We start from the raw sequence: 22,906 nt of genomic DNA, 5'->3' as shown, positions 1-22,906 counted from the left end.
CAAACCCCCCCCCGGGCTTTGGGGGGTGGGTCTTGCTCCCCCCCGGGGGCGGGGGGGTTTTTTTCTCTCCCGGCCACTTGGGGGGCCCCCCCCGGGGCCGGGGGGGGGGGGGCCGGGGGCCGGGCGGTGGCCGACCGCCCGGCCCCTCGCGAGAGGATGCCGCCCATGTACGCCTACAAAGACGCGCCGTTCACCCACGCGAGCGTTCCTCAGTGGGGAGCCGAGCCGGTCCGGCCGAGGTGGCAGCTCGTGCTGCGGTTCCTCGTCACGGTGATCGTGCTGCCCGTGTGGTGGGTGCTGCTGTTGTGCCTCGCGGCCGTGCTCATCGTGGTCGCCATGTTCGCGGAGATCCTGACGGTGATACCGGGCTTCGAGCGCGGCTTCGAACGGGTCCTGGACGCCGCCATCGGCAGGGTCGCGGTCTGGCCACGGTGGACCGTGACCTGGCCGGAGCTGCGGCACGAGGGCGATGCCGCCTTCTACCGCGCACGGGTCGACGCGTACCTGGACACCTGGACGAGGCGGGCGTCAACCCGGCGGAAGTCGGGGGCGCCCTCGACGGTCAGGACCTGTGAGGTGCCGCTGCGGAAGTACCGGGGCGTGGGCGGCGGCTACGTGGTCGCGTCCGCGACGCCGCGCGGCTGGCAGCCGCTGCCGTCGGACCCGGCGAAGGAGATCTGCCTGGAGTGGTGGGCGACGCCGGCGCCCGAGGAGGCCGGGACCGTCGCGGGGCCGCGGTGACGGGCCCGGCGCGGCCCTCCGTCGCGGCCGCCTGGGACGCGCTCGGGGGCGATCCGGGGCTGCTCCCCCGGCTGTCCCACGCCGTGGACGACGCCGCGCTGCCCGCCCGGCTGCCCGTCCGCGCGCTGGCCCGGGCCTGTGTGGGCGCCTGCGCGCTCGCCGCCGCCGAGCTGGCGGGGCACCGCGGCGGGCGGGCCGTGCCGCACGCGCGCGTGGACGACGGAGCCGTGGCCGCCGCCTTCACCAGTGAGCGGCACCTGCGCGTGGACGGGCGCGCGCCCGTCTCGTTCGCGCCCCTGTCGCGGTTCTGGCGCACGGCCGACGGCTGGGTGCGCACGCACGCGAACTACCCGCACCACCGCGAACGGCTCCTGGCCGCGCTGGGGCTGTGGGAGGGCGCGGCCTGCGTGGACGCCGTGGCCGGGCGCCTGGCCGGGCTGTCCGCCGCCGCGGCCGAGGACGCGGTGTACGCCGCCGGGGGCCTGGCCGTGGCGCTGCGCACCCCCGCGCAGTGGGCGGCGCACCCGCAGGCCGCCGCGGTGGCGGGCCTGCCGCTGGTGGCGCGCGAACGCCTCGGCGGCGGCGCGCCGCGCCTCCTGCCGCCGCTCGGCGACGGACCGCTCCTGCCCGCGTCCGGGCTGCGCGTGCTCGACCTCACCCGCGTCGTCGCGGGCCCGGTGGCGACCCGTACGCTCGCGCTGCTCGGCGCGGACGTGCTGCGCCTCGACCCGCCCGGGTGCCCCGAACTGCCCGACCAGCACGCGGACACGGGCCTCGGCAAGCGGTCCGCGGCCCTCGACCTCGCCACCCGCGCCGGCCTGCGGACCCTCGGCGAGCTGCTCGCCGGGGCCGACGTGGTCGTCACCGGTTACCGGCCGGGCGCCCTGGACCGGTTCGGCCTCTCCCCCGAGGCGCTGGCCGAGCGGCGCCCCGGCCTCGTGGTGGCGCAGCTCTCGGCGTGGGGCACCGCGGGCCCCTGGGCGCACCGGCGCGGGTTCGACAGCCTGGTGCAGGCCGCGACGGGCATCGCCGTCACCGAGGGCTCGCCGCAGCGGCCCGGGGCACTGCCCGCGCAGGCCCTGGACCACGGCACCGGCTATCTGCTGGCGGCGGCGGTCCTGCGCGCCCTCACCGAGCAGCGGACGGACGGGGCGGGCGGCACGCGGGTGGCGCGGCTCGCGCTCGCGCGGACGGCGGCCTGGCTGACGGCCGGGTGGCCGCCCGCCACCGGACCGGGCGCCCCGGCCGAAACATCCCGCGGAGGCGGCCCGGCCGACGCGCCCGCCGCGGACGGCTCCGCCGACGCGCCCGCGCCGTACGACCCCACTCCCTGGCTCGCCCGTACGGACAGCCCGCTGGGGCGGCTGCGGTACGCGCTGCCGCCGGTGTCCTTCGCCGGCGGCCCGGCCAACTGGGCGCGTCCGCCGGGCCCTTGGGGCGCGGACGCGCCCGTGTGGCGGTGACCGGCCTCCGCCGGACGGGATGACACACGGTCAGGTCTTTGCCCCGAGTTGCCCGCATACGCGGTGGCTGGTGAAGATTTTTCCGTGACCGTACGACCGCCTGCGGGGACAGGAGCCGCCGTCGACACGGGATCCGCCGCGCGGGCACGGGGCGAGGCCGATGCCGTGGCGGCCCCGTGCCCGGGGTCCCGGGCCGCGCGCCGTTGCCCGCCGGGCCGCGCCGTCGCCGTCCTCGTCCTCGTGGCGGTCGCCGCGGTGGTGCCGCTGCTCGGCCCGGCGGCCGCGCTGGAGGGCACCGGCGAGGCCGCGCCGCCCGGCACGCCGGGTGTCGCGCTGCTGCGGACGGTCCTGTTCGCCGCGCTGTCCGTGCACCTGGGCGAGGTGTTCGTACGCCGTGTCGCGCGCGGCGTGCCCGGGGCGCCGGAGGCGGCGGCGCCCGCGTGGGGCCCGTGGGCGGCGGGCGCGGGTTTCCTGGCCGCGCTCGGCCTCGCGTCGGCCGTGGCCGGGGGCGACCTGCTGCCCCGGCAGGCGTACGGACTCGACCTGGGCGGGCTGTACGCCTCCCGGGACGGCCGTCTGGCGCTCCTGGAGGTCAACGCGTTCGCCGCGGCCGGGCTGTGCGCGCGCTCGCGCCGCCCGGGCAGCGCGGTCCTGCCGCTGGCGGCGGTCGTGGCCGCGGAGGCGCTGCGCGCCCATCCGCCGGCGGAGGGCGCCCCGCTGCTCGGCTCGGGGCTCACCCTCGTGCATCTGACGTGTGCCGCGCTGTGGGCGGGCGGCCTGCTGTACGCGCTGCGCACCCTGTGGCGCTGGCGCGTGTCCGCCCCGGACGCGGGCGCCGCCGTCCTCGGCGGCTACGCGCGCGTGGCCGCGGTGCTGTTCGCCGCGACCGCCGCGACCGGGGCCGCCAGCACGCTGCGGCGGATGCCGCCGGGCACGGTCGCCGACCAGCTCACGGCGACCGCGTACGGCCGGGTGCTGCTGGCCAAGCTGCTGCTCGTGGCCGTGGTCGCCGGGCTCGCGCTGCTCGCGCGCCGCCGCCTGCGGCGGTCCGCGGGCGGCGGGCCGCTCGCCGCGTACGCGCCCGCACGCGTGGAGGTGCTCGTCCTGGCGGCCGTGGTCGCGGTGTCGGCGCTGCTCACCGCCGTTCCGGTGCCGCCGCACCGGTGAGGGTCCCGCGGGTCAGGAGGGCCTGTGCGGCCAGATAGGTGAGCATGATCCAGAAGTCGGGGCGGGGGGCCTGCGGCCAGTCGGCCACGTCCGTCGCGATGAGCGTGTCCGACAGCAGGAACAGCGCGCCGCCCGCGGCCGCCGCGGGCCCGAGGGCGGTGGCGCCGTACGCCATCGCGGTGAGCAGCAGGCTGTAGCCCGCGACCGGGGCGCGCATGTCCGCCGGCAGGTCCGGCCACAGCAGGGCCACGGTGGTGACGAGCGCCGCGCCGTAGGCGGCGGCCAGGGCCGCGCCCCGCGCGCGCGGGTGGGCGCGTCCGTGGCGCCGGAAGAGGGCGAGGTAGCAGACGTGGCCCACGGCGAAGGAGCCCATGCCCGCGAGGAACACGGCGTCGCCGTCGCCCAGGAGGAGCGTGTCGCCGCCCCAGCCGAACAGGAGGGCGGCGACGAGCAGGCGCGGCCCCCGCCGCAGCGCGACGTACAGGGCGAGCAGGGGCATGAGGAGGGGCTTGAAGAGGGTGTGGGCCGCCTCGGACCCGGCCGCGAGCCCAGCCAGGTCGCCCAGGGCGGCCAGGCCGAAGGCCATGAGGGCCCCGTGCGCGCGGCGGTCGGGGGACGCGGGGTCCTGGTGACCGGTGCGGGCCGCCCGGGGCCGGGTGGCCGGACGGGTCATGCGGCGGGCTCCGGGGCCTTGGAGGTCGGCCCGGCGACCGGGGGCGTCGGCTCGGCGACCGGGGACGTCAGCTCGGGCTCCGGCGCGGGTGTCGGCTCGCGGTCCGGCGCGGGCGTCGCCCCGGAGTCCGGCGGTGGCGTCGGCTGCCAGCCCGGGCCTCGGAAGAGGTGGCCCGCCCGCGCGCGCCAACCGGGCGCCTTCTTGAGGTCCTTGGCGATGGCCACGTACTCGTGGGTGGCCACGCGCAGGGGGTTGTACGTGTGGATGTTCTTCGTCAGGCCGTAGACGGGGCGCTCCGTCTCGGGGACCCAGGAGCGGAAGAGCCGGTCCCAGACGATGAGGATGCCGCCGAAGTTGCGGTCCAGGTAGCCGCCTTGGGAGGCGTGGTGCACGCGGTGGTGCGAGGGCGTGTTGAAGACGTACTCGACGGGCCGCGGCAGCTTGCCGATGCGCTCGGTGTGGATCCAGAACTGGTAGACCAGGTTGGCCGAGGAGCAGAACGCGACGGCCGCCGGGTGCACGCCGCACAGGATCATCGGCACGTAGAACGGCCACACGGTGAGCGACGTCCACGGCTGGCGCAGGGCGGTCGTCAGGTTGAACTTGCGGCTGGAGTGGTGCACCACGTGGCAGGCCCACAGGACGCGGATGACGTGGTGGCCCCGGTGCGACCAGTAGTAGAAGAAGTCCTGCGCGAGCAGCATCAGCGGGACCGTCCACCACAGCACGGGCACGCGCAGCGGTGTCAGGGAGTACAGCGCCGAGTAGACGGCGACGATCGGGATCTTCCACAGCAGGTCGAAGACGAGGCTGCCGAGCCCCATGGTGACGCTGGTGGCGGCGTCCTTGGTGTCGTACCCGGCGGCGTCCTCGTCGGGGTGGACACGCACGCTGATCATCTCGATGACGGTGAGCAGCACGAAGGCCGGGATCGACCAGAGCACGACATCGGGCAGGTTGGGCGCGGACATGAGGGCACCGTAGGCGCGCCTCCGGCCCCCTGGCTAGGGGTTGTTACCGACAAGTATTACCGGCGGTACGCCCGGAGTTGTTGGTGATCTCCGCCCTTGCGCCTCAGACCCCGGCCGCCCCGAGCAGGGCCCCGGCCCCGTACGTCACGGCCATGGCCAGGGCGCCGCCGCCCACGTTCCGCAGCACCGCGGGCCGGGCGGCGGCCGCGCCCAGGCGGGCGCTGGACAGACCCGTGACGGCCAGGGCGGCGAGGACGGAGACGACCGTGACGGGCAGACGCCAGGGCGCGGAGGGCAGGACGATCGCCAGGAGCGGGAGCAGGGCGCCCGCGGTGAAGGCGACGAAGCTCGCCCAGGCGGCGTGCCAGGGGTCGGTGAGTTCGTCGGGGTCGATGCCCAGTTGCACCCGGGCGTGGGCTCGCAGCGCGTCCCGCTCGGTGAGCTGTTCGGCCGCCTCGCGGGCCACGTCCCGGCTGAGCCCGCGGTCGCTGAGCAGGTCGGTCAGCTCGTCGAGCGCGGCCTCGGGGCGGTCGCGCAGCGCGCGCCTCTCCTGGGCGAGGGCCGCCTTCTCGGAGTCGCGCTGCGTGGACACCGACACGTATTCGCCCGCCGCCATGGACAGGGACCCGGCGAGCAGGCCGGCGAGGCCCGCCGTGAGGAGGGTGCCGCGGTCGCCGGTGGCCCCGGCGACACCGACGACGAGACCGGCGGTGGAGACCACGCCGTCGTTGGCGCCGAGCACGGCGGCCCGCAGCCAGTTGAGGCGGGTGCCCAGGGCGCCGCCCTGGGCCGTCCCGCACGCGTCACGCGTGGCGTCCGTCACAGGGTGAGCATGGCACCGCCCGCCGCACCGGGCGCGTACCGACCCTCCGAGCGCGTACCGACCCTCCGCGAGCGGACCCGGGGCTCGCGGCGTCGGCCGGGGGCGCTTCAGCGGCCCATCGCGCCGGTCGGGGCGCTCCAGCGGCCCATCGCGCCGGTCGGGGCGCTCCAGCGGCTCACCGCGTCGACCGAGGGGTGCTTCGAAGGCGCGTGACACCGCGGTGCGCTCCCGCCGAGACGGAGGAGCTCTGCTTGACGAACCGTCAGGACGCGACCGCACCCTGGTCGCGCGTGACGCCCACCGAGGCCGACGCGCACCCTGTGCGCGCGGAGGCCATGCGGGACACACGCGCACGAAGTAGGACAAGTAAGCGCATGGCGCCGGGCACAGGAGGCACGGGCGCCACGCGCGCGTGCGGGACTGCCGCGGCGGCCCAGGGGCCTGACTGTCAGTCGTGGCCCGTATCCTCATGGACCATGCTCGAAGACCGTTCGCTCGCCGCGTCCGCAGACTCCTGGCCGACCGCCTACCCGTCGGGGTACGCGGTCGTCGACGTGGAGACCACCGGCCTGTCCCGGGACGACCGGATCATCTCGGCCGCGGTCTACCGCCTCGACGCCCGCGGCGAGGTCGAGGACCACTGGTACACGCTGGTCAACCCGCAGCGCGACCCGGGCCCGGTGTGGATCCACGGTCTGACGAGCGACCAGCTCGCCGGTGCCCCGCTGTTCGCGGACATCGCCGAGGAGTTCGGGGAGCGGCTGCGCGACCGCGTCCTCGTCGCGCACAACGCGGTCTTCGACTGGTCCATGATCGCCAGGGAGTACGCGCGCGCGGAGCGCACCGCCCCGGTCCGCCAGCGGCTGTGCACCATCGCGCTCTCCAAGGAGCTCGGCCTGCCGCTGCCCAACCACAAGCTGGAGTCCCTCGCCGCGCACTTCGGCGTCGTGCAGCGCCGCGCCCACCACGCCCTGGACGACGCGCGGGTGCTCGCCGAGGCGTTCCGGCCGAGCCTGCGCGCGGCCGCCGGCGGCGGGGTGCGCCTGCCGCTCCTGGAGTGCCGCCCGCTGACCGAGTGGGCCGACGGCGCGGCCCGCATCGGCCGCCAGGCCGCCGGCTCGTCCGTGCCCAACGGGGCGTACCGGGCGTCCGGTTGGCGCCCCTCGCGCAAGCGCCCGGCGTGCCCGTACCCGAACCCGGGGCGGTACGAAGAGGGCAAACCGCTCAAGCAGGGCATGCGTGTCGCCTTCTCGGGGGACACCTCCGTGGAGCGCGAGCTGCTGGAGGACCGCGCCTTCGAGGCGGGCCTGCACATCGCGACGAGCGTGTCCCGGCTCACCAGCCTGCTCGTCACCAACGACCCGGACTCGGGCACGTCGAAGACGACGAAGGCACGCGCGTACGGCACGCCGGTCGTCGACGAGGCCGCCTTCGGCCAGCTCCTGCAGGACGTGGCCCCGGCGGACGGCACGGCCTGAGCCACCGCGCGCGACGGACCGACCGCGACGGACCGTCCGCGGCGGACCGCGGCGGACCGACCGCGGCGGACCACCGCGGCGACCGCCCGCGCCCGCCCCCCTCGCGGGCCGTCCGCGCCGCGGCGCCCCGGGCGTCAGACGGGTGATTGCGGGCGACTCGCCCGCCCGCCGCTCGCCCCGCGCCGCCGCCGGGTCCCACCCTGTGGCGCATGGCACGTTGCGAGGTCTGCGGAAACGACTACGGCATGTCCTTCGAAGTGCACGCGCAGGGCGCGGTGCATGTCTTCGACTGCTTCGCCTGCGCCATCCACCGCATGGCGCCGATCTGCGAGCACTGCCGGTGCCGCATCATCGGGCAGGGCGTCGAGGCCGAGGGGCACTGGTACTGCGGGGCGCACTGCTCACGCGCGGAGGGGCGGGTGGGCATCATCGACAAGGTGTGACCACGAGGCGGACCGCCGGCCGAACCCCCGACGGGACCCTCCCGTCGGGGGCTCGGCCGCGCAGAGGTACCGTCGAGGACGTGTACCGCTTCCTTTTGTCCCGCCAGTGGGTGATCCTCACCCTCGTCGGCCTCGTCCTCATCCCCGTGATGATCGAGCTGGGCTTCTGGCAGCTGCACCGGCACCAGGCGCGCGTGGAGCGCAACGAGCAGATCGAGCGGGCCGTCGAGGCGGAGCCCGTGCCCGTGGAGCGGCTCACCGCCCCCGGCCGCGAGGTGCCGGACTCCGCCGTCTACCGCCGGGTGACGGCCGAGGGGACGTACGACACGCGGCACGAGGTCGTCGTCCGCCGCCGCACCAACTCCGACGACGAGGTCGGCTACCACGTCCTGACCCCGTTCGTCCTCACCGACGGCAAGGTGCTCCTGGTCAACCGCGGCTGGGTCCCGGCGAAGGGCCCGCAGACCGCCTTCCCGAAGATCCCCGCCCCGCCGTCGGGCGAGGTCACCGTCACCGGCCGCCTGATGGCCGACGAGACGTCGGCGGCCAGCGGCATCAAGGACGTCCGCGGCCTGCCCGACCGGCAGATCATGCTGATCAGCAGCGGCCAGCAGGCCCACGCCCTGGGCAAGCCGGTCCTCGGCGGCTACGTCGAGCAGACCGCGCCCGAGCCCCGCGACGGCTCCCCCCAGCTGATCTCCGAGCCCGACCACAGCAGCATCGGCGCACACATGGCGTACGCGGTCCAGTGGTGGCTGTTCGCGGCGGGCGTGCCGGTGGGATGGTTCGTCCTGGTACGCCGGGAGGTGCGCGACCGCCGCGAGGCGGCCGCGGCCGAGCGGACGTCCCCCGAGACGACCCCGGCCCCCGCCTGAGCCCCTCCGCACCCCGGGTTGAACCCCCGCGCCCCGGAACCCACCTGATTGGCGGGTTCCCGAACCGGGAAGCCGTCCCCCGTGCAGCGACCCATCGAGGATTACGCCCTCATCGGTGACCACCAGACCGCAGCCCTGGTGGCGCGGACCGGCTCCGTCGACTGGCTGTGTCTGCCCCGCTTCGACTCCGCGGCCTGCTTCGCCGCGCTGCTCGGGGACGAGGAGCACGGCCACTGGCGGATCGCGCCACGCGGCGCCGACCTGTGCTCCCGCCGTGCCTACCGGCCCGACACGCTCGTCCTGGACACCGAGTGGGACACCCCGGACGGCACGGTCCGCGTCACCGACTTCATGCCGCAGCGCGACCGCGCCCCGGACCTGGTGCGCGTCGTGGAGGGCGTCACCGGCGAGGTGACCGTGCGCAGCACGCTGCGGCTGCGCTTCGACTACGGCTCGGTGGTGCCGTGGATGCGCCGCGTCGACGGACACCGGGTGGCGGTCGCGGGCCCCGACGCGGCCTGGCTGCGGACCGAGCCGGAGGTGCGGTCCTGGGGCCACGGGCGCGCCACGCACGCGGAGTTCACCGTCCGCCCGGGCGAGCGGGTCACGTTCGTGCTCACCTGGCACCCCTCGCACGAGGCGCGCCCGCCGCTCCTGGACACCGAGCGGGCGCTGCGCGAGAGCGTCGAGGACTGGCAGGCGTGGGCGGCCCGGTGCCGCTACCGGGGGCCGCACCGCGACGCCGTCGTGCGCTCCCTGATCACCCTCAAGGCCCTCACGTACGAGCCCACCGGCGGCATCGTCGCCGCCCCCACCACCTCCCTGCCCGAGGAGATCGGCGGCGTACGCAACTGGGACTACCGCTACTGCTGGCTGCGCGACTCCACGCTCACCCTCGGCGCGCTGCTCGCCGCCGGGTACCAGGAGGAGGCGGAGGCGTGGCGCGACTGGCTGCTGCGCGCGGTCGCGGGCGACCCGGCCGACCTGCGGATCATGTACGGCCTCGCGGGCGAGCGGCGGCTGCCCGAGCTGGAGATCGACTGGCTGCCGGGGTACGCGGACTCCCGGCCGGTGCGCATCGGCAACGCGGCCGCCCACCAGCACCAGCTCGACGTGTACGGCGAGGTCGTCGACTCGCTCGCGCTCGCGCGGCGCTCGGGGATGCCGACGCGCCCGCAGGGCTGGCGGATGCAGCTCGGGCTCATGGAGTTCCTGCGGAAGGTGTGGCGCGAGCCGGACGAGGGGCTGTGGGAGGTGCGCGGCCCGCGCCGCCACTTCGTGCACTCCAAGGTGCTGGCCTGGGTCGCGGCCGACCGTACGGTACGCGCCCTGGAGGAGCAGCCGGAGCTGGGCGGTGACGTGGACCGCTGGCGCCGACTGCGCGACGACATCCACGCCGAGGTCTGCGCCCGCGGCTACGACGAGCGGCGGAACACGTTCACCCAGTCCTACGGCTCCGACGAGCTCGACGCCGCGCTGCTGCTGATACCGCGCACGGGCTTCCTGCCGGCCGACGACCCGCGCGTCCTCGGCACGATCGACGCCGTCCGCAAGGACCTCGGCACCCCCGCCGGGTTCGTCCGCCGCTACAGCACCGACGACGCCACCGTGGACGGTCTGCCCGGCCACGAGGGCGTCTTCCTCGCCTGCTCGTTCTGGCTCGCGGACGCGCTGCACCTGGCCGGCCGCACCGCGGAGGCCCGGACGCTCTTCGAACGGCTCGTCGCGCTCTGCAACGACGTGGGGCTCCTCGCCGAGGAGTACGACGCGGCGGGCGACCGCCAGTTGGGCAACTTCCCGCAGGCGTTCAGCCACGTGGGGCTCGTCACGACCGCCTTCTCCCTGTTCGGCGACGACCTCGGCACGGCAGGATAGGCGCATGGATCTTGGCCTCAACAACCGTGTCTACGTCGTCACCGGCGCCACCCGCGGACTCGGCAACGCCACCGCCCGCGCCCTCGTCGAGGACGGCGCCCGCGTCGTCATCACCGGCCGTGAGGAGAAGTCGGCCGCCGCCGCGGCCGCGGAACTCGGCCCGCTCGCGGTCGGCGTCGGCGCGGACAACGCCGACCCCGAGACCCCCGCCCGGCTGATCGCCACCGCCCGCGAGCGCTTCGGCCGCTTCGACGGCATCCTCGTCAGCGTCGGCGGCCCGCCGTTCGCCCACGCCGCCGACACCACCGACGAACTGTGGCGGGCGTCGTTCGAGTCGGTGTTCCTCGGTGCGGTACGGCTCGCGCGGGCCGCGGCGGAGGAACTCGACGAGGGCGGCGTCATCGGCTTCGTCCTCTCCGCCTCCGTGTACGAGCCGATCTCCGGCCTGACCATCTCCAACGGCCTGCGCCCGGGCCTCGCCGGCTTCGCCAAGTCCCTGGCGAACGAGCTGGGCCCGCGGGGCGTCCGCGTCGTCGGGGTGCTGCCCGGCCGCATCGACACCGAGCGCGTACGCGAGCTGGACGCGCTGTCCGCCGACCCCGAGGCGACCCGCCAGGCCTCGGAGTCGGGCATCCCGCTGCGGCGCTACGGCTCGCCGGAGGAGTTCGGGCGGGTGGCGGCGTTCCTGCTGTCGCCCGCGGCGTCGTATGTGACGGGGCAGATGGTGGCGGTGGACGGAGGGTTCCGTCACGGGTTCTAGCCCCTGGGCTTCGGGCGGGTGGCCCTTCTTTCCCACCCGCCCACCCGTGCTGCCCCGGTGCCCCGCCCGGCCCCGGCCTGGCGGCTCGCACCGCCGTTGGCGGCTGACCGTGGCCGGGGTATTTCAGCCCGTCCGGCGTTTGAGGACGAGGCCGGAGGCCGACTGGGGCTGGGGCGCCACGCGCGGGGCTAGCTGACGCGTTCCGGGTGGTGTTTGGTGGCGCGGAGGCGGACCTCGGCCGGGAGGCGGGTGAGGCCCGCGGAGTCGCGGGCGTGGGCCAGGGCCTCGGTGCTGAGGCGGCGCAGCACGTCCTCGGGCACGGCGTCGCCCGCGAGGGCGAGCCGGACCCGCGCCTCGGGCGCGGCGCGCCGCCCGGCCAGCCGCACCCGCGCCCGCCGCACCCCGCCGAGCGCCGCGGCCTCGCTCTCCAGGGCGCTCTCCATCGCCCGCCCGCGCAGCAGCGCCCCCTCCCCGTCCCCGGTCTCCACCAGCACCTCCGCGGGGCGCCGCCGCCGGAGCTGCGCCGCGAACCACCACAGCGCAAGCAGGACCAGCAGCGCGAGAGCACCGATGACCGCGGGCCACCACCAGCCCTCGTCCCGCCACCGCGTCCGCTCGGCGGCGCCGAGCAGGACGTCGTGGCGCCCGTCGTGCACCCACCAGGACGGCGGCCGCACCCCGAGCCCGACCGCGAGCACGGCGCCGCCGAGCGCGACGAGGACGAGGCCGGTCAGGCCGAGCAGTACGCGGTTCAGTGGGCGCACCATGGCTCCGCTCACCCCTTCTTCCCCGGCCGGGCCACGCGCACCGTCAGCGCGGGCGGGGAGCCCAGGCCCAGGCCGCGGATGCCGTCGGCCAGAGTTCGGTCCAAGTCGCCTCGTACGTCGTCGAGTTCGCGGAAGTGGGACTCGGCCCGCACGTCGGCCCTGGACCGCGTCACGCGGACCCGTACCGACCGCACGCCCGCCACGTCCATGGCCCGGTCGCGCAGCACCGCCGCGGCGGCGGCCCGGTCGAGCCCGGCCCGCACGTCGGCGTGGTCGCGCCGCATCGGCAGCACGGACCGCAGCCCGGGCGTCAGCGCGAGCAGCAGCAGCCACAGGCCGACGGCCACCGCGGCCGCGGCCCCGGCCAGCACCGCCGTGTCGTCCAGCGGGCGCTCGGCGAGCTCGCGGGCCAGGCGGCGCCGCCAGCGCATCGCCGGGCGGTCGGCCCGTACGGCCACGACGTCGTAGAGGAGGAGCCCGCAGCCGCCGAGGAGCACCAGCGCGACCAGCGCGGCGGGCACCCGCCGCGCCGACCAGAAGCGGCGGGCCCGGCCCTCCTCGGGGGCGAGGACGGGGTGCGCCTCGTAGGCCGCGGCGGACGACGACTGCGCCGCCGGGTCGAGGGCGTCCGGGTCCTGCTCGACGACGGGCAGGGGCCGGGTGCCGCCCGTCGCCGGGTCCGGCCCGGGTGTCCCGCGGGACGTGTCGGGCTCGTGGGGCTCGTGGGGCTCGCTCATCGGGTCCTCCCCTGTGCCGCGGCCCGGGTCTGCGCCGAGTGCAGCCGCTCGACCTGGACCGCCACCTCGGGCACGTCCATGCCCGCCAACGCCTGTACCCGCTCCGCGACATGGCGACGCACGGCCCCGCACTGGCCCCCGATGTCGCTGGGGTAGTCCAGTTCCAGGCTGACCCGGACGCGGGCGGCGTCCCGGTGCACGCTGACCGTCGCGTGCGGCGGCGCGGCCTCCTCGGGCAGCGACCACAGCGCCTCCCGCGCCGCGCGCGCGGCGATCTTCGCGATGACGCGGTCGGCGATCCGGGTCGCGCCGCGCTCGGCGGGCGCGACCTGCCCCACGACCTCCGCCGCCACCGGTCACCGCCGCCGGTCGCCGCGGGTACGGAAGAAGTCGCCGGGTTCCAGGTCCCCCTCCAGGAACCGCCCGGCGACGAATCCGATGGCGCCCAGGGCGGCCACCAGGAGGAAGGCTCCGAACCCGCCGAAGTATCCGGCGAAGCCCAGGGCGATCCCGGCGATCATGCCGATGACGGCCATGTTCATCGTGCGCTCCTTCGCTGCTGCGCGTGTGCTGCCGGTGCCCGCTGCGCGCCCCGGTGGTGCGGCCGGGGCCGCCGGTGGCGGGCGGTGGGCACGAGGCTCCGCGCCCGCCGTCCGCGGTCGTCCGTCCGCGGGGAACCTGGCCCGCGGACCGCCGGGGCGGTGGTGCTCACCGCACGGGTCTCCTTCTTCCCCCGATGAGGCCGCTCACCGCGGCCCCGTCCGACCGCAACCGCGGCCGGAGTCGTGCAACTCCGCCCGCGCCGGGGATCGTTCGTCCGCCGGGCCGTCCGGCCGCTACTGCAACCGGGGCTGTTCGTCGTCCTCGTCGTCGGGCAGCTTCACGTCGCTGACCGCGATGTTCACCTCGACCACTTCGAGGCCGGCCATGCGCTCCACGGCCGTGACGACGTTCTCCCGCACGGCCCGGGCGACATCGGAGATCGATACGCCGTACTCGACGACGATCTCCAGGTCGAGGGCGGTCTGCACCTCGCCGACCTCGGCCTTGACCCCGCGGGTGACGGACTTCGCGCCGCTGCCCGGCACCCGGTCGCGTACGGCGCCGAAGGTGCGGGCGAGGCCGCCGCCCATCGCGTGGACGCCCACCACGTCGCGCGCGGCGAGTCCGGCGATCTTCTCGACGACGCCGTCCGCGATGGTGGTGCGCCCGCGCGCGCCGGGGTCTCCTCCCCCGCGCCGCGAAGTGCCGCCGCGGCCCGCGTTCTCCTCGGGCGACTGCTTCTCGAGCGTCCTGGACGTCTTGTGCTCTCCGGTGTCGGTCATCACCGTCGTCCTTTTCGACAGGGGATCTGCTCCTTCGTCCACACTAAGCGCGGCCGCGCGCTCGCGCGCCAGGGATGCGGCAGGCTGGAGCAATGACGGGTGATGGATGGACCTCAGCGGTACGGCGCCAGCTCGGCCTGGGCAGGGTGCTGCCCCTGGGCGGGGCGGGTGACGGCGCGTGGGTGACGGAGGCGGCGGCCGCGGCGCTCCTGCGCCGGGAGTGCGGGCGGGTGCGGGGAGCGCGCCTGACCGCCGTGCGCCTGGACCTGGCCGACCCGGACGCCGCGTACGTCCCGTCCGGCCCCGGCGCCTCCCCCGACGCGTACGCCTCCGCGGTCCCGGCCCCGCCGAGCGCCCTGCCGCCGGGGCCGCTGCGGATCAGCGGGGACGTGGCGGCGGCCTCGGGCGAGCCGCTGCCCGCCGTGGCGGACCTGCTGCGCACGGCCCTGGCGACGGCCGCGGCGGGCCGGCTGGGCCTGGTGGTCAGCGAGGTGGACCTGCGGGTGACGGCCCTGCTCGACGGGGCGGAGGAGGAGCTGGAGGAGCAGGAGCCTCAGGCGACTTCGGGGGTTGGTGGGGTTGCCGGGGCCGACTGGGCCATTGAGACGGCCGAGGCCGCCGAAGCGGCTGACATGGCGGAGGCCTTCGAGGCCGGTGCGTTCCCCGAGGCCGCCGACATCGCCGAGGCAGGCCTCGGCACGGGCTGGACAGCGGACACGGACACGGACGCGAACGCGGACTCCCCCGAGGAGCGCCTCGCCCGGGCCGCGCTCGCCGTGCCCGGCGTCACCCGGCTGACCGGGGCGCTGGGCGGCCTGGGGCGCGCGGTGCACGTGCAGGAGCACAGGCCGTCGCACTCCCTGCCGCGTCGGCACGTCCGGGTGGAGCTGGCCGTGGCCGGGGACCGCCGCGCCCTGGACGTGGCGCGCGCGGTGCGCGCGGCGGTGGGCGACGCGCTGCCGGACCGCCCGACCGTGGCGGTCCTGGTAACGGCGGTCGACGAACAGAGCTAGAGACGGACAGCGTTGGCGACGGGCAGGGGCGGTGACGGACAGGGGCGGTGGTGGCCAGGGCTGGAGCGGCGCCGACGCCCCGCGGGGCCGGGGGCCGCGCCCGGTCGGGCCCTTGTGAGCCTCAGCCCCCGGCCTCGCGCCGTCCGCCGTCGTGTGTCAGTCGCCGAGCCCGGCGAGGTCCCGCAGGCGGCGGGCCTGCGCGGCGCGTTCGGCGGTGCGCTGCTCCTCGTAGGAGCGGCCGACGGCGCCCTGGAGCAGGGCCTTCGTCTCGATGACGGCGTCGCGGGGCGCGGCGAGCAGCGCGGCGGCCAGGTCCTGGGTGGCGGCGTCGAGCTGGTCGCCGGGCACCACGAGGTTGGCGAGGCCGGTGCGCTCGGCCTCGGCGGCACCCACGAAGCGGCCCGTGGCGCAGATCTCCAGAGCGCGCGCGTAGCCCACGAGGGAGACGAGCGGGTGCGTGCCGGTGAGGTCGGGCACGAGGCCGAGGCTGGTCTCGCGCATCGCGAACTGCACGTCGTCGGCGACGATGCGCAGGTCGCAGGCGAGCGCGAGCTGGAAGCCCGCGCCGATCGCGTGCCCCTGGACGGCGGCGACGGACACGAGGTCGCTGCGCCGCCACCAGGTGAACGCCTCCTGGTACTCGGCGATGGTCGCGTCCAGGACGTCGTCCGCGCCGCGCGCCAGGTCGAGGAAGGACGGCTCGCCGTCGAAGCCCTCGGGCGTGAACGCCTGCCGGTCGAGGCCCGCGGAGAAGGACTTGCCCTCGCCGCGCAGCACCACCACGCGGACGCTGCCGGGCAGCGCCCGGCCGGCCTCGGTCAACGCCCGCCACAGCGCGGGCGACTGGGCGTTGCGCTTGGCCGGGTTGGTCAGGGTCACGGTGGCCACGGCGTCCTCGACCGTGAGGCGTACGCCGTCCTTGTCGAGAACCGGTGGAGCCGCGCTCTGCGGGCTGTCGGGCGAAGCCATCAGTGCCTCCGAGGGGTGCAGTCGTCGGTCGGGACGCCTGGGGGCGCCCCTAAGTGACTGCACAGTAACCACCCGGCCGCGGAGACGGCCGACCGGGTGGTCACCCTTCGGGTCACACGAGCCGCGGACCGCGACGGGTGTCAGACGGAGGCGGCCTTCTTGCCTCGCGTCGCACCGCCACGTCCGCGCAACACCACGCCCGACTCGGTGAGCATCCGGTGCACGAATCCGTACGAGCGGCCGGTCTCCTCGGCCAACGCCCGGATACTCGCACCGGCGTCGTACTTTTTCTTCAGGTCTGCCGCGAGCTTGTCGCGCGCGGCGCCGGTCACCCGGCTGCCCTTCTTCAGAGTCTCGGCCACCCGTGCCTCCTCATGGGAAGTGCGCTCTGGACTTCTCATGATCACCCCTACCGGGCCTCCTGGCCACCCATTCGGCAAGGTCGGTGTGACTTGATTCGCAGCGTGGGAACGGGACACCACGAGCGGAGTGAACGATTCCGCACGTGTGCCTCTCCGTCACCGAACGGATTCGGCGGGGAATCGGCAGGTCAGGGACGTGCGGGGACAACGGCGGCGGAGGCGGCCGAGATGCGTGTATCCCGCATCTCGGTACGAGGACGTCTCACGCAGATGATGGATCACGGATCGGCCGAATGATCCATACGGAGTGGATCAGTGATTCGATCAAGCCGCCGGACCGGCGGTCCGGCCCGGCGGGAGCGGGGGCCGGGGGTCAGGCCAGCGCGACCAGGTCGGCGTAGTCCGCGCCCCACAGGTCCTCGACGCCGTCCGGCAGCAGGATGATCCGCTCCGGCTGGAGCGCCTCGACGGCGCCCTCGTCGTGGGTGACGAGGACGACCGCGCCCTTGTAGGTGCGCAGCGCGCCGAGGATCTCCTCGCGGCTGGCCGGGTCGAGGTTGTTGGTGGGCTCGTCCAGGAGCAGGACGTTCGCCGAGGACACGACGAGGGTGGCGAGGGCGAGCCGGGTCTTCTCGCCGCCGGAGAGCACGCCCGCCGGCTTGTCGACGTCGTCGCCGGAGAAGAGGAACGAGCCGAGCACCTTGCGCACCTCGACCAGGTCCAGGTCGGGGGCGGCCGAGCGCATGTTCTCCAGGACCGTGCGGTCCGGGTCGAGGGTCTCGTGCTCCTGCGCGTAGTACCCGAGCTTGAGGCCGTGGCCCTGGACGACCTCGCCGGTGTCGGGCTGCTCGACACCGCCGAGGAGGCGCAGCAGGGTGGTCTTGCCCGCGCCGTTGAGCCCGAGGATGACGACCCGGGAGCCCTTGTCGATGGCGAGGTCCACGTCCGTGAAGATCTCCAGCGAGCCGTACGACTTCGACAGGCCCTCGGCGGTGAGCGGGGTCTTGCCGCAGGGCGCGGGCTCGGGGAAGCGGAGCTTGGCGACCTTGTCGGCCTGGCGCACGTCCTCGAGGCCGGAGAGGAGCTTCTCCGCGCGGCGGGCCATGTTCTGCGCGGCGACGGTCTTGGTGGCCTTGGCCCGCATCTTGTCGGCCTGGGCGTTCAGCGCGGCGGCCTTCTTCTCGGCGTTCTGCCGCTCGCGCTTGCGGCGCTTCTCGTCGGACTCGCGCTGCTGCTGGTAGAGCTTCCAGCCCATGTTGTAGACGTCGATCGCGGAGCGGTTGGCGTCCAGGTAGAAGACCTTGTTGACGACCGTCTCGACGAGGTCGACGTCGTGGGAGATGACGATGAAGCCGCCCCGGTACGTCTTCAAATAGTCGCGCAGCCAGATGATCGAGTCGGCGTCCAGGTGGTTCGTCGGCTCGTCGAGGAGCAGCGTGTCCGCGTCCGAGAACAGGATGCGGGCCAGCTCGATGCGGCGGCGCTGACCGCCGGAGAGCGTGTGCAGGGGCTGGCCGAGCACGCGGTCGGGGAGGTTCAGCGCGGCGGCGATGGTGGCGGCCTCGGCCTCGGCGGAGTACCCGCCCTTGGTGAGGAACTCCGTCTCCTGGCGCTCGTACTGCTTCAGGGCCTTCTCGCGCGTGGAGCCCTTGCCGCTGGCGATGCGCTCCTCGTTCTCCCGCATCTTGCGGATCAGGACGTCCAGGCCGCGGGCGGAGAGGATGCGGTCGCGGGCGAGCACGTCGAGGTCGCCGGTGCGGGGGTCCTGCGGGAGGTAGCCGACCTCTCCGGAGCGGGTGATGGTGCCCGCGGCCGGGACGCCCTCGCCGGCGAGGCACTTGGTGAGCGTGGTCTTGCCCGCGCCGTTGCGGCCGACGAGCCCGACGCGGTCGCCCTTGGCGATACGGAACGAGGCGTTCTCGATGAGGATGCGGGCGCCGGCACGCAGCTCGATACCGGAGGCGGTGATCACGGTCGGACTCCTGGACAGGGAAGGACGGCGGAAGCGGGCGAAAGGCAGGGCGTCATGCGCGCGGGGCGCGCCACGCAGCCGTCTAATGCAGCAGGAGAAGGGCCATACGGCAATTCTACCGGGGGCGTGCAACCGGTTTTCCGGCGCTCCCGGGCAGCTCGTTGCCCAGCGGGGTCCGGCGGGGCGTGACGCGGCCGAGGCCGTCCACGGCGACGAGCTGCGCGGTCCAGGGCGTGGCCCCGGCCCGGCAGGGCTGGGCGATCAGCAGCACGCCGTGGCGCCGTACGGAGCGGGCGGGGTCGAAGGCGCAGCCCTCGCGGGCGGGCAGCGTCCAGCGCAGGTCGCCGTCGGCGACCCGGTAGGCGGCGACGCGCTGCGGGGTGACCACGGCGAGCATCCGGGCCGCCGGGTCCAGGAGCCGCAGGACCCCGGTGCCGCCGCGCGCCGCCGGGGAGGCCAGCCAGGGGGCGCTCGCCGGGATCGCCCGGTGCCAGCGGACCGCACCGCGCGCGGTGTCGGTGACCAGGCCGTCGTCCCAGAGCACGAGGGCGTGCCCGCGCGCGGGCAGCAGGGCCAGCGGGCGGCGGCCCGGGCGCGTGTACGTCCAGTGGGCGCGGCCGTTGTCCGCGTCGCGGGCGCGCACGGCCCGCCCGGTCACGTACGGCACGCTGTCCCCCTCCACGCGCGCGTGGAGCGTGAAGCGGTCCCCGTAGGGGGCCGGTCGCACGTGGTGAGCGGCGGTGGCGAGCGGCACGGTGAGGAGCGCGAGGAGCAGCGGCGCGGCGAGGCGCGCCAGACGCCGCAGGCGCGGTCGACGCCCGGACGGGCCGTTGCGCAGCCCGGGCCACCGGAGACGGGCGCGCCACTCGGAGGGGCCACGCCGGAACCCGGGGGCCGGGTCCGGGCCCGGGCCCGGGCTCCCTGTCCGCGCGGCTGCCGTGTCCGGTGCCGGCCTCGGGGCGTCCCCGGGAGTCAGCTCGTCGGCCGGTGTCGGCGTGGCAGCCACTGGCGGTGCGTCGGTCGGCATGCGCGCGTCAGCCGGTGCAGGCTCGTCGGCCGGTGCATGCGCGCAGGCCGGTGCCGGGGCGTCGGCCGGAGTCGGTGCGCAGGCCGGAGTCGGTGCGCAGGCCGGTGTCAGGGCGGCGGCCGGAGTCGGTGTGCAGGCCGGTGTCGGGGCGGCGGTCGGTGTCGGGGCGGCGGTCGGTGTCGGGGCGGAGGTCGGTGTCGGGGCGGCGGTCGGTGGTGGTGCGCAGGTCGGTGGTGTTGCGGCGGTCGGCGTCGGTGCGTCGGTCGCTTCCGGTGCTGTCGGCACGGTGGACATCGTGCCCCCTCCACTCCCCCGGGCGCGGCCACGGCCGCGGGTCAGGCGCAGACAGTAGCGGTGGTGTGCGCGGGCCGGGCGGTGGCCGCGGGGCGACACGGCGGGCGGGGCGGGGCGCGTCGCCCGTTCGGCTCTTCGTCCGGCGCCGGAGGGCGGGTGCCGTACCAGGATGGGGAGGGCCGGGACCCGGCGCGGGGCCGCGGGACGTCACCCCTTGCGCGAGGCGGGTCCCCCGTACGCGACGTGGCGGCGCCGTCGTCCCGTACACGCCATGAGGCGTCCCGTACGCGATGCGAGGTGGTGCGCCCATGCAGTTCGACGACGACGCGGAGCTGGACACCTCCGAGGTGCGGGACGTGCGCGGCAGCCGCGTCCCGGGCGGCCGTGCCACCGTCGGCGGGGGCATCGCGGGGCTGATCGCGCTCCTCCTCGGCCTGTTCTTCGGCGTCGGCCCGGACCAGCTCGGCCTGACCGACTCGGGCGACGAGCCCTCCGCCTCGTCGTCGTCGCTCGCGCAGGTCCGGGAGAGCTGCCGTACCGGCAAGGACGCCAACGCCCGGGAGGACTGCCGGACGGTGGCGGTGGTCAACAGCGTCCAGGACTACTGGAGCCAGGAGTTCCCGCGCCGCCAGGGGCGGTACGCGCCCGCGCGGACGGTGTTCTTCACCGGCCGCGTGGGCACCGCGTGCGGCACGGCCTCCTCGGCGGTCGGCCCGTTCTACTGCCCCGGGGACCGGCAGGTCTATCTGGACCTGGGATTCTTCGACGAGCTGCGGACGAACTTCGGCGCCCGCGGCGGGCCGTTCGCGCAGGCGTACGTCGTGGCGCACGAGTACGGGCACCACGTGCAGAACCTGATGGGCACCCTGCGGCGCGCGCAGGACGGGCGGACCGGCGAGAACAGCAACGCCGTGCGCGTCGAGCTCCAGGCCGACTGCTACGCGGGGGTGTGGGCGCACCACGCCACGCGGACGCCCGCCGGGTCCGGCCGGCCGCTGATCTCCCGGCTCACGGACGACGACGTCCGCGACGGCCTGGACGCGGCGGCCGCGGTCGGCGACGACCGCATCCAGGAGCGCTACCAGGGCCGGGTCACGCCCGAGTCGTGGACGCACGGCTCGGCCCGCCAGCGGCAGGAGTGGTTCCGGCAGGGCTTCCGTACGGGCGACATGGCGCGGTGCGACACCTTCCGCTGAACCGGAAGCCGAAACAGGAGGAAACGAGGGCAAAAGGGCGAAAGGCGGGGAAAGCATCAGGGGCGGGGGGAACGGACGCGCCCCGGCCGAGGACCCGGTCGCACGGGGGTCCGCGGGCGGTCCCGGCGCGCGGAGCGTGAGGAGCGTGAGAGGTGAGCCCTATGACGGATGCCGCGCGGGGGCGGCCGAGCATCTTCCCGACGCTGGTGTACGCGGACGCGAAGGCCGCGATCACGCAGCTCACGGAGGCCTTCGGCTTCACGGAGACGAGTGTGTACGAGCGGGAGGACGGGGCCGTCCTGCACGCCGAGCTGTCGTACGGCAACGGCACGGTGATGCTCGGTTCGCAGGGGACCGGCGGTGTCTTCGCCGAGGCGATGCGGGACGCGGGCCCGGCCGGGATCCACGTGGTGGTGGACGACGTCGACGCCCACCACCAGCGCGCGGTGGAGCACGGGGCGCACATCCTGATGCCGCCGACGGACCAGGACTACGGCGCGCGGGACTACCTGGCGCAGGACGTCGAGGGCAACGTCTGGAGCTTCGGTACGTACGCCCCCGAGCCGGGCGCCTGACGCCTCCCGCACCGGCCCCCGCGGGACCGGTGGGCGGGGTCAGACGCCGCCGGTGTGCACCTGGAACGCGGCGCGGCGCACGGCCTTCGCCAGAGCCGGGTCCGGGTGGGCCGCGGCGAGCGCCACGAGGACCTGCACGGTGCGCGGGTGGCCGACGGCGCGCACCTCGTCGAGCAGCGCGGGCACCGTGGGCTGCGGCGCCGAGTCCAGGTGGCGCACGAGGAGTTCGGCCTCGCCGTGGTCGGCGACGGCGGCCGCGGTGTCGACCCACAGCCAGGTGGACTCCTCGCGGGTGAGCACGAGGTGGACGTCCTCGGGGTCGGTGCCCTCGTACTCGGCGAGCCACAGCAGGGCGTAGGGCCGCAGCGAGGTCTCGTCGACGACGGCGCGCACCTCGGGCTCGGCCGGCGCGCCGACCACGCGCAGCGCCTCGAAGGCGAGGCCTCGCAGAAGGGCGTCCTCACCCCGGGCGGCGTCGAGGAGTTCGGCGACGGCGGTGCCCGTGTCGCGGGCGGCGAGCCAGGCGCGGTACTCGGCGCGGGCCGCGTTCGGCCGCAGGCGGGCGCAGCCGCGGAGCATGTCCTCGGCGGACTGCTCGATGTTCCCGGCCGGGCTCTGCGCGGCGACGCAGATCTGCTCCAGCTTGACCCAGACCGCCCAGCTGCCCAGCGGGGTGAGCGTGGCCTGGCCGTCCGCGCAGGTGAGCGCGCCGACGGCGGCGAGGGCGCGCAGGGCCCAGGCGAGCAGGTCGGCCGGCGGGGCGGCGGCGCACTCCTCGGGGCCGCCGCCGGGCCCACCGTCAGGGCCGTCACCAGGTCCGTCGTCAGGTCCGTCGCCGCGCCCACCGTCCGGGGCGTTGGCGGGCCCGCCGTCCGGGCCGTTGCCGGGTCCGCCGTCGGGGCGCGCGCCGGTCCGCCGGGCCTCCTCCTGAGGGTCGTACGGGATCTCGCAGCGCTCCGTGCGCAGTTCGCGGACGCGCTGCTCGAAGAGGTCGAGGAGCTGCGGCACGGGCACGGGGCCCGCCGAGAGCTGGAGGAAGGACAGGAGCTGGGGGACGGCCTCGACGGTCTCCGCGACGGTGGCGGGCGGCAGCGCGGCGGGCGCCGGGTGGGCGAGGGACCAGGCGTCGAAGAGGGCGACCCAGCCGCGCAGCACGGCCGCGTCGTCGCGGTCCCAGGCGCGCAGCCGCCAGCCCGGGCGGGCGACGCCGCCGTGCACCTCGACGAGCCCGGCCAGGCGGGCGGTGTCCCAGTCGGTGCGGAGCTGGTGGACCGTCACGCCCAGGGCGGCCGCGGCCTGTTCGGCGGCGGCGTCGGACAGGGCGCCGGTGGCTCCGGCCGGGGCGGCGTCCTCGGCGCCGGGCTGCGCGGGCCCGCCGCGTCCGGGGCGGCCGGTGGCGA

Annotated in this window: 24 protein-coding genes; 11 read left to right on the top strand and 13 right to left on the bottom strand. The window is 75.9% G+C overall.

Annotated features, from left to right (window positions below; all coding sequences use genetic code 11):
* Nucleotides 1-165 precede the first annotated feature (165 nt).
* The 3 genes from QK440_RS36555 to QK440_RS36545 all read left to right on the top strand — a co-directional run bounded on the left by QK440_RS36555 (nucleotide 166) and on the right by QK440_RS36545 (nucleotide 3,371).
* Nucleotides 166-741 (top strand): hypothetical protein, encoded by a 576-nt coding sequence (locus QK440_RS36555; protein ID WP_282797570.1) that lies wholly within the window; start codon nucleotides 166-168, stop codon nucleotides 739-741.
* The gene (locus QK440_RS36550; RefSeq protein ID WP_282797574.1) at nucleotides 738-2,204 is read left to right on the top strand and encodes a CoA transferase; all 1,467 of its coding nucleotides are present in this window, start codon (nucleotides 738-740) and stop codon (nucleotides 2,202-2,204) included. The genes QK440_RS36555 and QK440_RS36550 overlap by 4 nt, the downstream gene beginning before the upstream one ends.
* Before the next feature lie 165 nt (nucleotides 2,205-2,369).
* On the top strand, nucleotides 2,370-3,371 hold the full coding sequence (locus QK440_RS36545) for a CopD family protein (protein WP_282797573.1): 1,002 nt from the start codon (nucleotides 2,370-2,372) through the stop codon (nucleotides 3,369-3,371).
* Here the strand turns inward: QK440_RS36545 and QK440_RS36540 are convergent.
* The 3 genes from QK440_RS36540 to QK440_RS36530 all read right to left on the bottom strand — a co-directional run bounded on the left by QK440_RS36540 (nucleotide 3,340) and on the right by QK440_RS36530 (nucleotide 5,838).
* The gene (locus QK440_RS36540) at nucleotides 3,340-3,957 is read right to left on the bottom strand and encodes a lysoplasmalogenase (RefSeq protein ID WP_282797572.1); all 618 of its coding nucleotides are present in this window, start codon (nucleotides 3,955-3,957) and stop codon (nucleotides 3,340-3,342) included. The genes QK440_RS36545 and QK440_RS36540 overlap by 32 nt on opposite strands.
* 83 nt (nucleotides 3,958-4,040) lie before the next feature.
* Nucleotides 4,041-5,015, bottom strand: a complete 975-nt coding sequence (locus QK440_RS36535; protein ID WP_282797569.1) for a sterol desaturase family protein — start codon at nucleotides 5,013-5,015, stop codon at nucleotides 4,041-4,043.
* Between the two features lie 103 nt (nucleotides 5,016-5,118).
* On the bottom strand, nucleotides 5,119-5,838 hold the full coding sequence (locus tag QK440_RS36530; protein WP_282797568.1) for a VIT family protein: 720 nt from the start codon (nucleotides 5,836-5,838) through the stop codon (nucleotides 5,119-5,121).
* A 476-nt stretch (nucleotides 5,839-6,314) separates the two neighbouring features.
* Here QK440_RS36530 and QK440_RS36525 point away from each other — a divergent pair, with 476 nt between their 5' ends.
* The 5 genes from QK440_RS36525 to QK440_RS36505 all read left to right on the top strand — a co-directional run bounded on the left by QK440_RS36525 (nucleotide 6,315) and on the right by QK440_RS36505 (nucleotide 11,269).
* Nucleotides 6,315-7,316, top strand: a complete 1,002-nt coding sequence (locus tag QK440_RS36525; protein WP_282797567.1) for a DEDDh family exonuclease — start codon at nucleotides 6,315-6,317, stop codon at nucleotides 7,314-7,316.
* Nucleotides 7,317-7,525: 209 nt separating this feature from the next.
* Nucleotides 7,526-7,759, top strand: a complete 234-nt coding sequence (locus QK440_RS36520) for a hypothetical protein (protein WP_282797566.1) — start codon at nucleotides 7,526-7,528, stop codon at nucleotides 7,757-7,759.
* 80 nt (nucleotides 7,760-7,839) lie between these two features.
* The gene (locus QK440_RS36515; RefSeq protein ID WP_282797565.1) at nucleotides 7,840-8,634 is read left to right on the top strand and encodes an SURF1 family protein; all 795 of its coding nucleotides are present in this window, start codon (nucleotides 7,840-7,842) and stop codon (nucleotides 8,632-8,634) included.
* 81 nt (nucleotides 8,635-8,715) lie between these two features.
* Nucleotides 8,716-10,509, top strand: coding sequence for a glycoside hydrolase family 15 protein (locus QK440_RS36510; RefSeq protein WP_282797564.1), 1,794 nt, complete (start codon nucleotides 8,716-8,718; stop codon nucleotides 10,507-10,509).
* Between the two features lie 4 nt (nucleotides 10,510-10,513).
* The gene (locus QK440_RS36505) at nucleotides 10,514-11,269 is read left to right on the top strand and encodes an SDR family oxidoreductase (protein WP_282797563.1); all 756 of its coding nucleotides are present in this window, start codon (nucleotides 10,514-10,516) and stop codon (nucleotides 11,267-11,269) included.
* A gap of 188 nt (nucleotides 11,270-11,457) precedes the next feature.
* Here the strand turns inward: QK440_RS36505 and amaP are convergent, their stop codons facing one another.
* The 5 genes from amaP to QK440_RS36480 form a co-directional block, all read right to left on the bottom strand.
* Nucleotides 11,458-12,036 (bottom strand): alkaline shock response membrane anchor protein AmaP, encoded by a 579-nt coding sequence (gene amaP / locus QK440_RS36500; protein WP_282797562.1) that lies wholly within the window; start codon nucleotides 12,034-12,036, stop codon nucleotides 11,458-11,460.
* A gap of 8 nt (nucleotides 12,037-12,044) precedes the next feature.
* Nucleotides 12,045-12,773, bottom strand: a complete 729-nt coding sequence (locus tag QK440_RS36495) for a DUF6286 domain-containing protein (protein ID WP_282797561.1) — start codon at nucleotides 12,771-12,773, stop codon at nucleotides 12,045-12,047.
* Complete coding sequence (locus QK440_RS36490) at nucleotides 12,770-13,126, bottom strand: hypothetical protein (protein WP_190138425.1); 357 nt, start codon at nucleotides 13,124-13,126, stop codon at nucleotides 12,770-12,772. Before QK440_RS36490 ends, QK440_RS36495 begins: the two co-directional genes overlap by 4 nt.
* 3 nt (nucleotides 13,127-13,129) lie before the next feature.
* Entirely contained in the window at nucleotides 13,130-13,315 is a 186-nt protein-coding gene (locus QK440_RS36485) for a hypothetical protein (protein WP_282797560.1), read from the bottom strand.
* Nucleotides 13,316-13,609: 294 nt separating this feature from the next.
* Complete coding sequence (locus QK440_RS36480; RefSeq protein WP_282797559.1) at nucleotides 13,610-14,098, bottom strand: Asp23/Gls24 family envelope stress response protein; 489 nt, start codon at nucleotides 14,096-14,098, stop codon at nucleotides 13,610-13,612.
* A 92-nt stretch (nucleotides 14,099-14,190) separates the two neighbouring features.
* Here QK440_RS36480 and QK440_RS36475 point away from each other — a divergent pair, with 92 nt between their 5' ends.
* Nucleotides 14,191-15,111, top strand: coding sequence for a nucleopolyhedrovirus P10 family protein (locus tag QK440_RS36475; RefSeq protein ID WP_282797558.1), 921 nt, complete (start codon nucleotides 14,191-14,193; stop codon nucleotides 15,109-15,111).
* Nucleotides 15,112-15,267: 156 nt separating this feature from the next.
* Here QK440_RS36475 and QK440_RS36470 read toward each other — a convergent pair whose 3' ends face one another.
* From QK440_RS36470 to QK440_RS36455, 4 genes are all read right to left on the bottom strand, one after another.
* Complete coding sequence (locus tag QK440_RS36470; protein WP_282797557.1) at nucleotides 15,268-16,080, bottom strand: enoyl-CoA hydratase/isomerase family protein; 813 nt, start codon at nucleotides 16,078-16,080, stop codon at nucleotides 15,268-15,270.
* 140 nt (nucleotides 16,081-16,220) lie between these two features.
* Nucleotides 16,221-16,442 (bottom strand): helix-turn-helix domain-containing protein, encoded by a 222-nt coding sequence (locus QK440_RS36465; protein ID WP_030684175.1) that lies wholly within the window; start codon nucleotides 16,440-16,442, stop codon nucleotides 16,221-16,223.
* A gap of 373 nt (nucleotides 16,443-16,815) precedes the next feature.
* Entirely contained in the window at nucleotides 16,816-18,414 is a 1,599-nt protein-coding gene (locus QK440_RS36460) for an ABC-F family ATP-binding cassette domain-containing protein (protein ID WP_282797556.1), read from the bottom strand.
* Between the two features lie 115 nt (nucleotides 18,415-18,529).
* Complete coding sequence (locus QK440_RS36455; RefSeq protein WP_282797555.1) at nucleotides 18,530-19,420, bottom strand: hypothetical protein; 891 nt, start codon at nucleotides 19,418-19,420, stop codon at nucleotides 18,530-18,532.
* A gap of 623 nt (nucleotides 19,421-20,043) precedes the next feature.
* Here QK440_RS36455 and QK440_RS36450 point away from each other — a divergent pair.
* Both QK440_RS36450 and QK440_RS36445 read left to right on the top strand, forming a co-directional pair.
* Entirely contained in the window at nucleotides 20,044-20,931 is an 888-nt protein-coding gene (locus QK440_RS36450) for a neutral zinc metallopeptidase (protein WP_282797554.1), read from the top strand.
* Between the two features lie 161 nt (nucleotides 20,932-21,092).
* Nucleotides 21,093-21,506, top strand: coding sequence for a VOC family protein (locus QK440_RS36445; RefSeq protein ID WP_282797553.1), 414 nt, complete (start codon nucleotides 21,093-21,095; stop codon nucleotides 21,504-21,506).
* 39 nt (nucleotides 21,507-21,545) lie between these two features.
* Here QK440_RS36445 and QK440_RS36440 read toward each other — a convergent pair whose 3' ends face one another.
* A complete protein-coding gene (locus QK440_RS36440; RefSeq protein WP_282797571.1) occupies nucleotides 21,546-22,826 on the bottom strand; it encodes a hypothetical protein in 1,281 nt (426 codons plus the stop codon).
* Between the last annotated feature and the right edge of the window lie 80 nt (nucleotides 22,827-22,906).

This window comes from Streptomyces sp. CC224B (assembly GCF_030010595.1).
In the GTDB taxonomy this organism is placed as follows: domain Bacteria; phylum Actinomycetota; class Actinomycetes; order Streptomycetales; family Streptomycetaceae; genus Streptomyces; species Streptomyces longispororuber.
The sequence above is the reverse complement of the archived record's forward strand: the minus strand, read 5'-3'. Positions and strand labels throughout refer to the sequence as shown.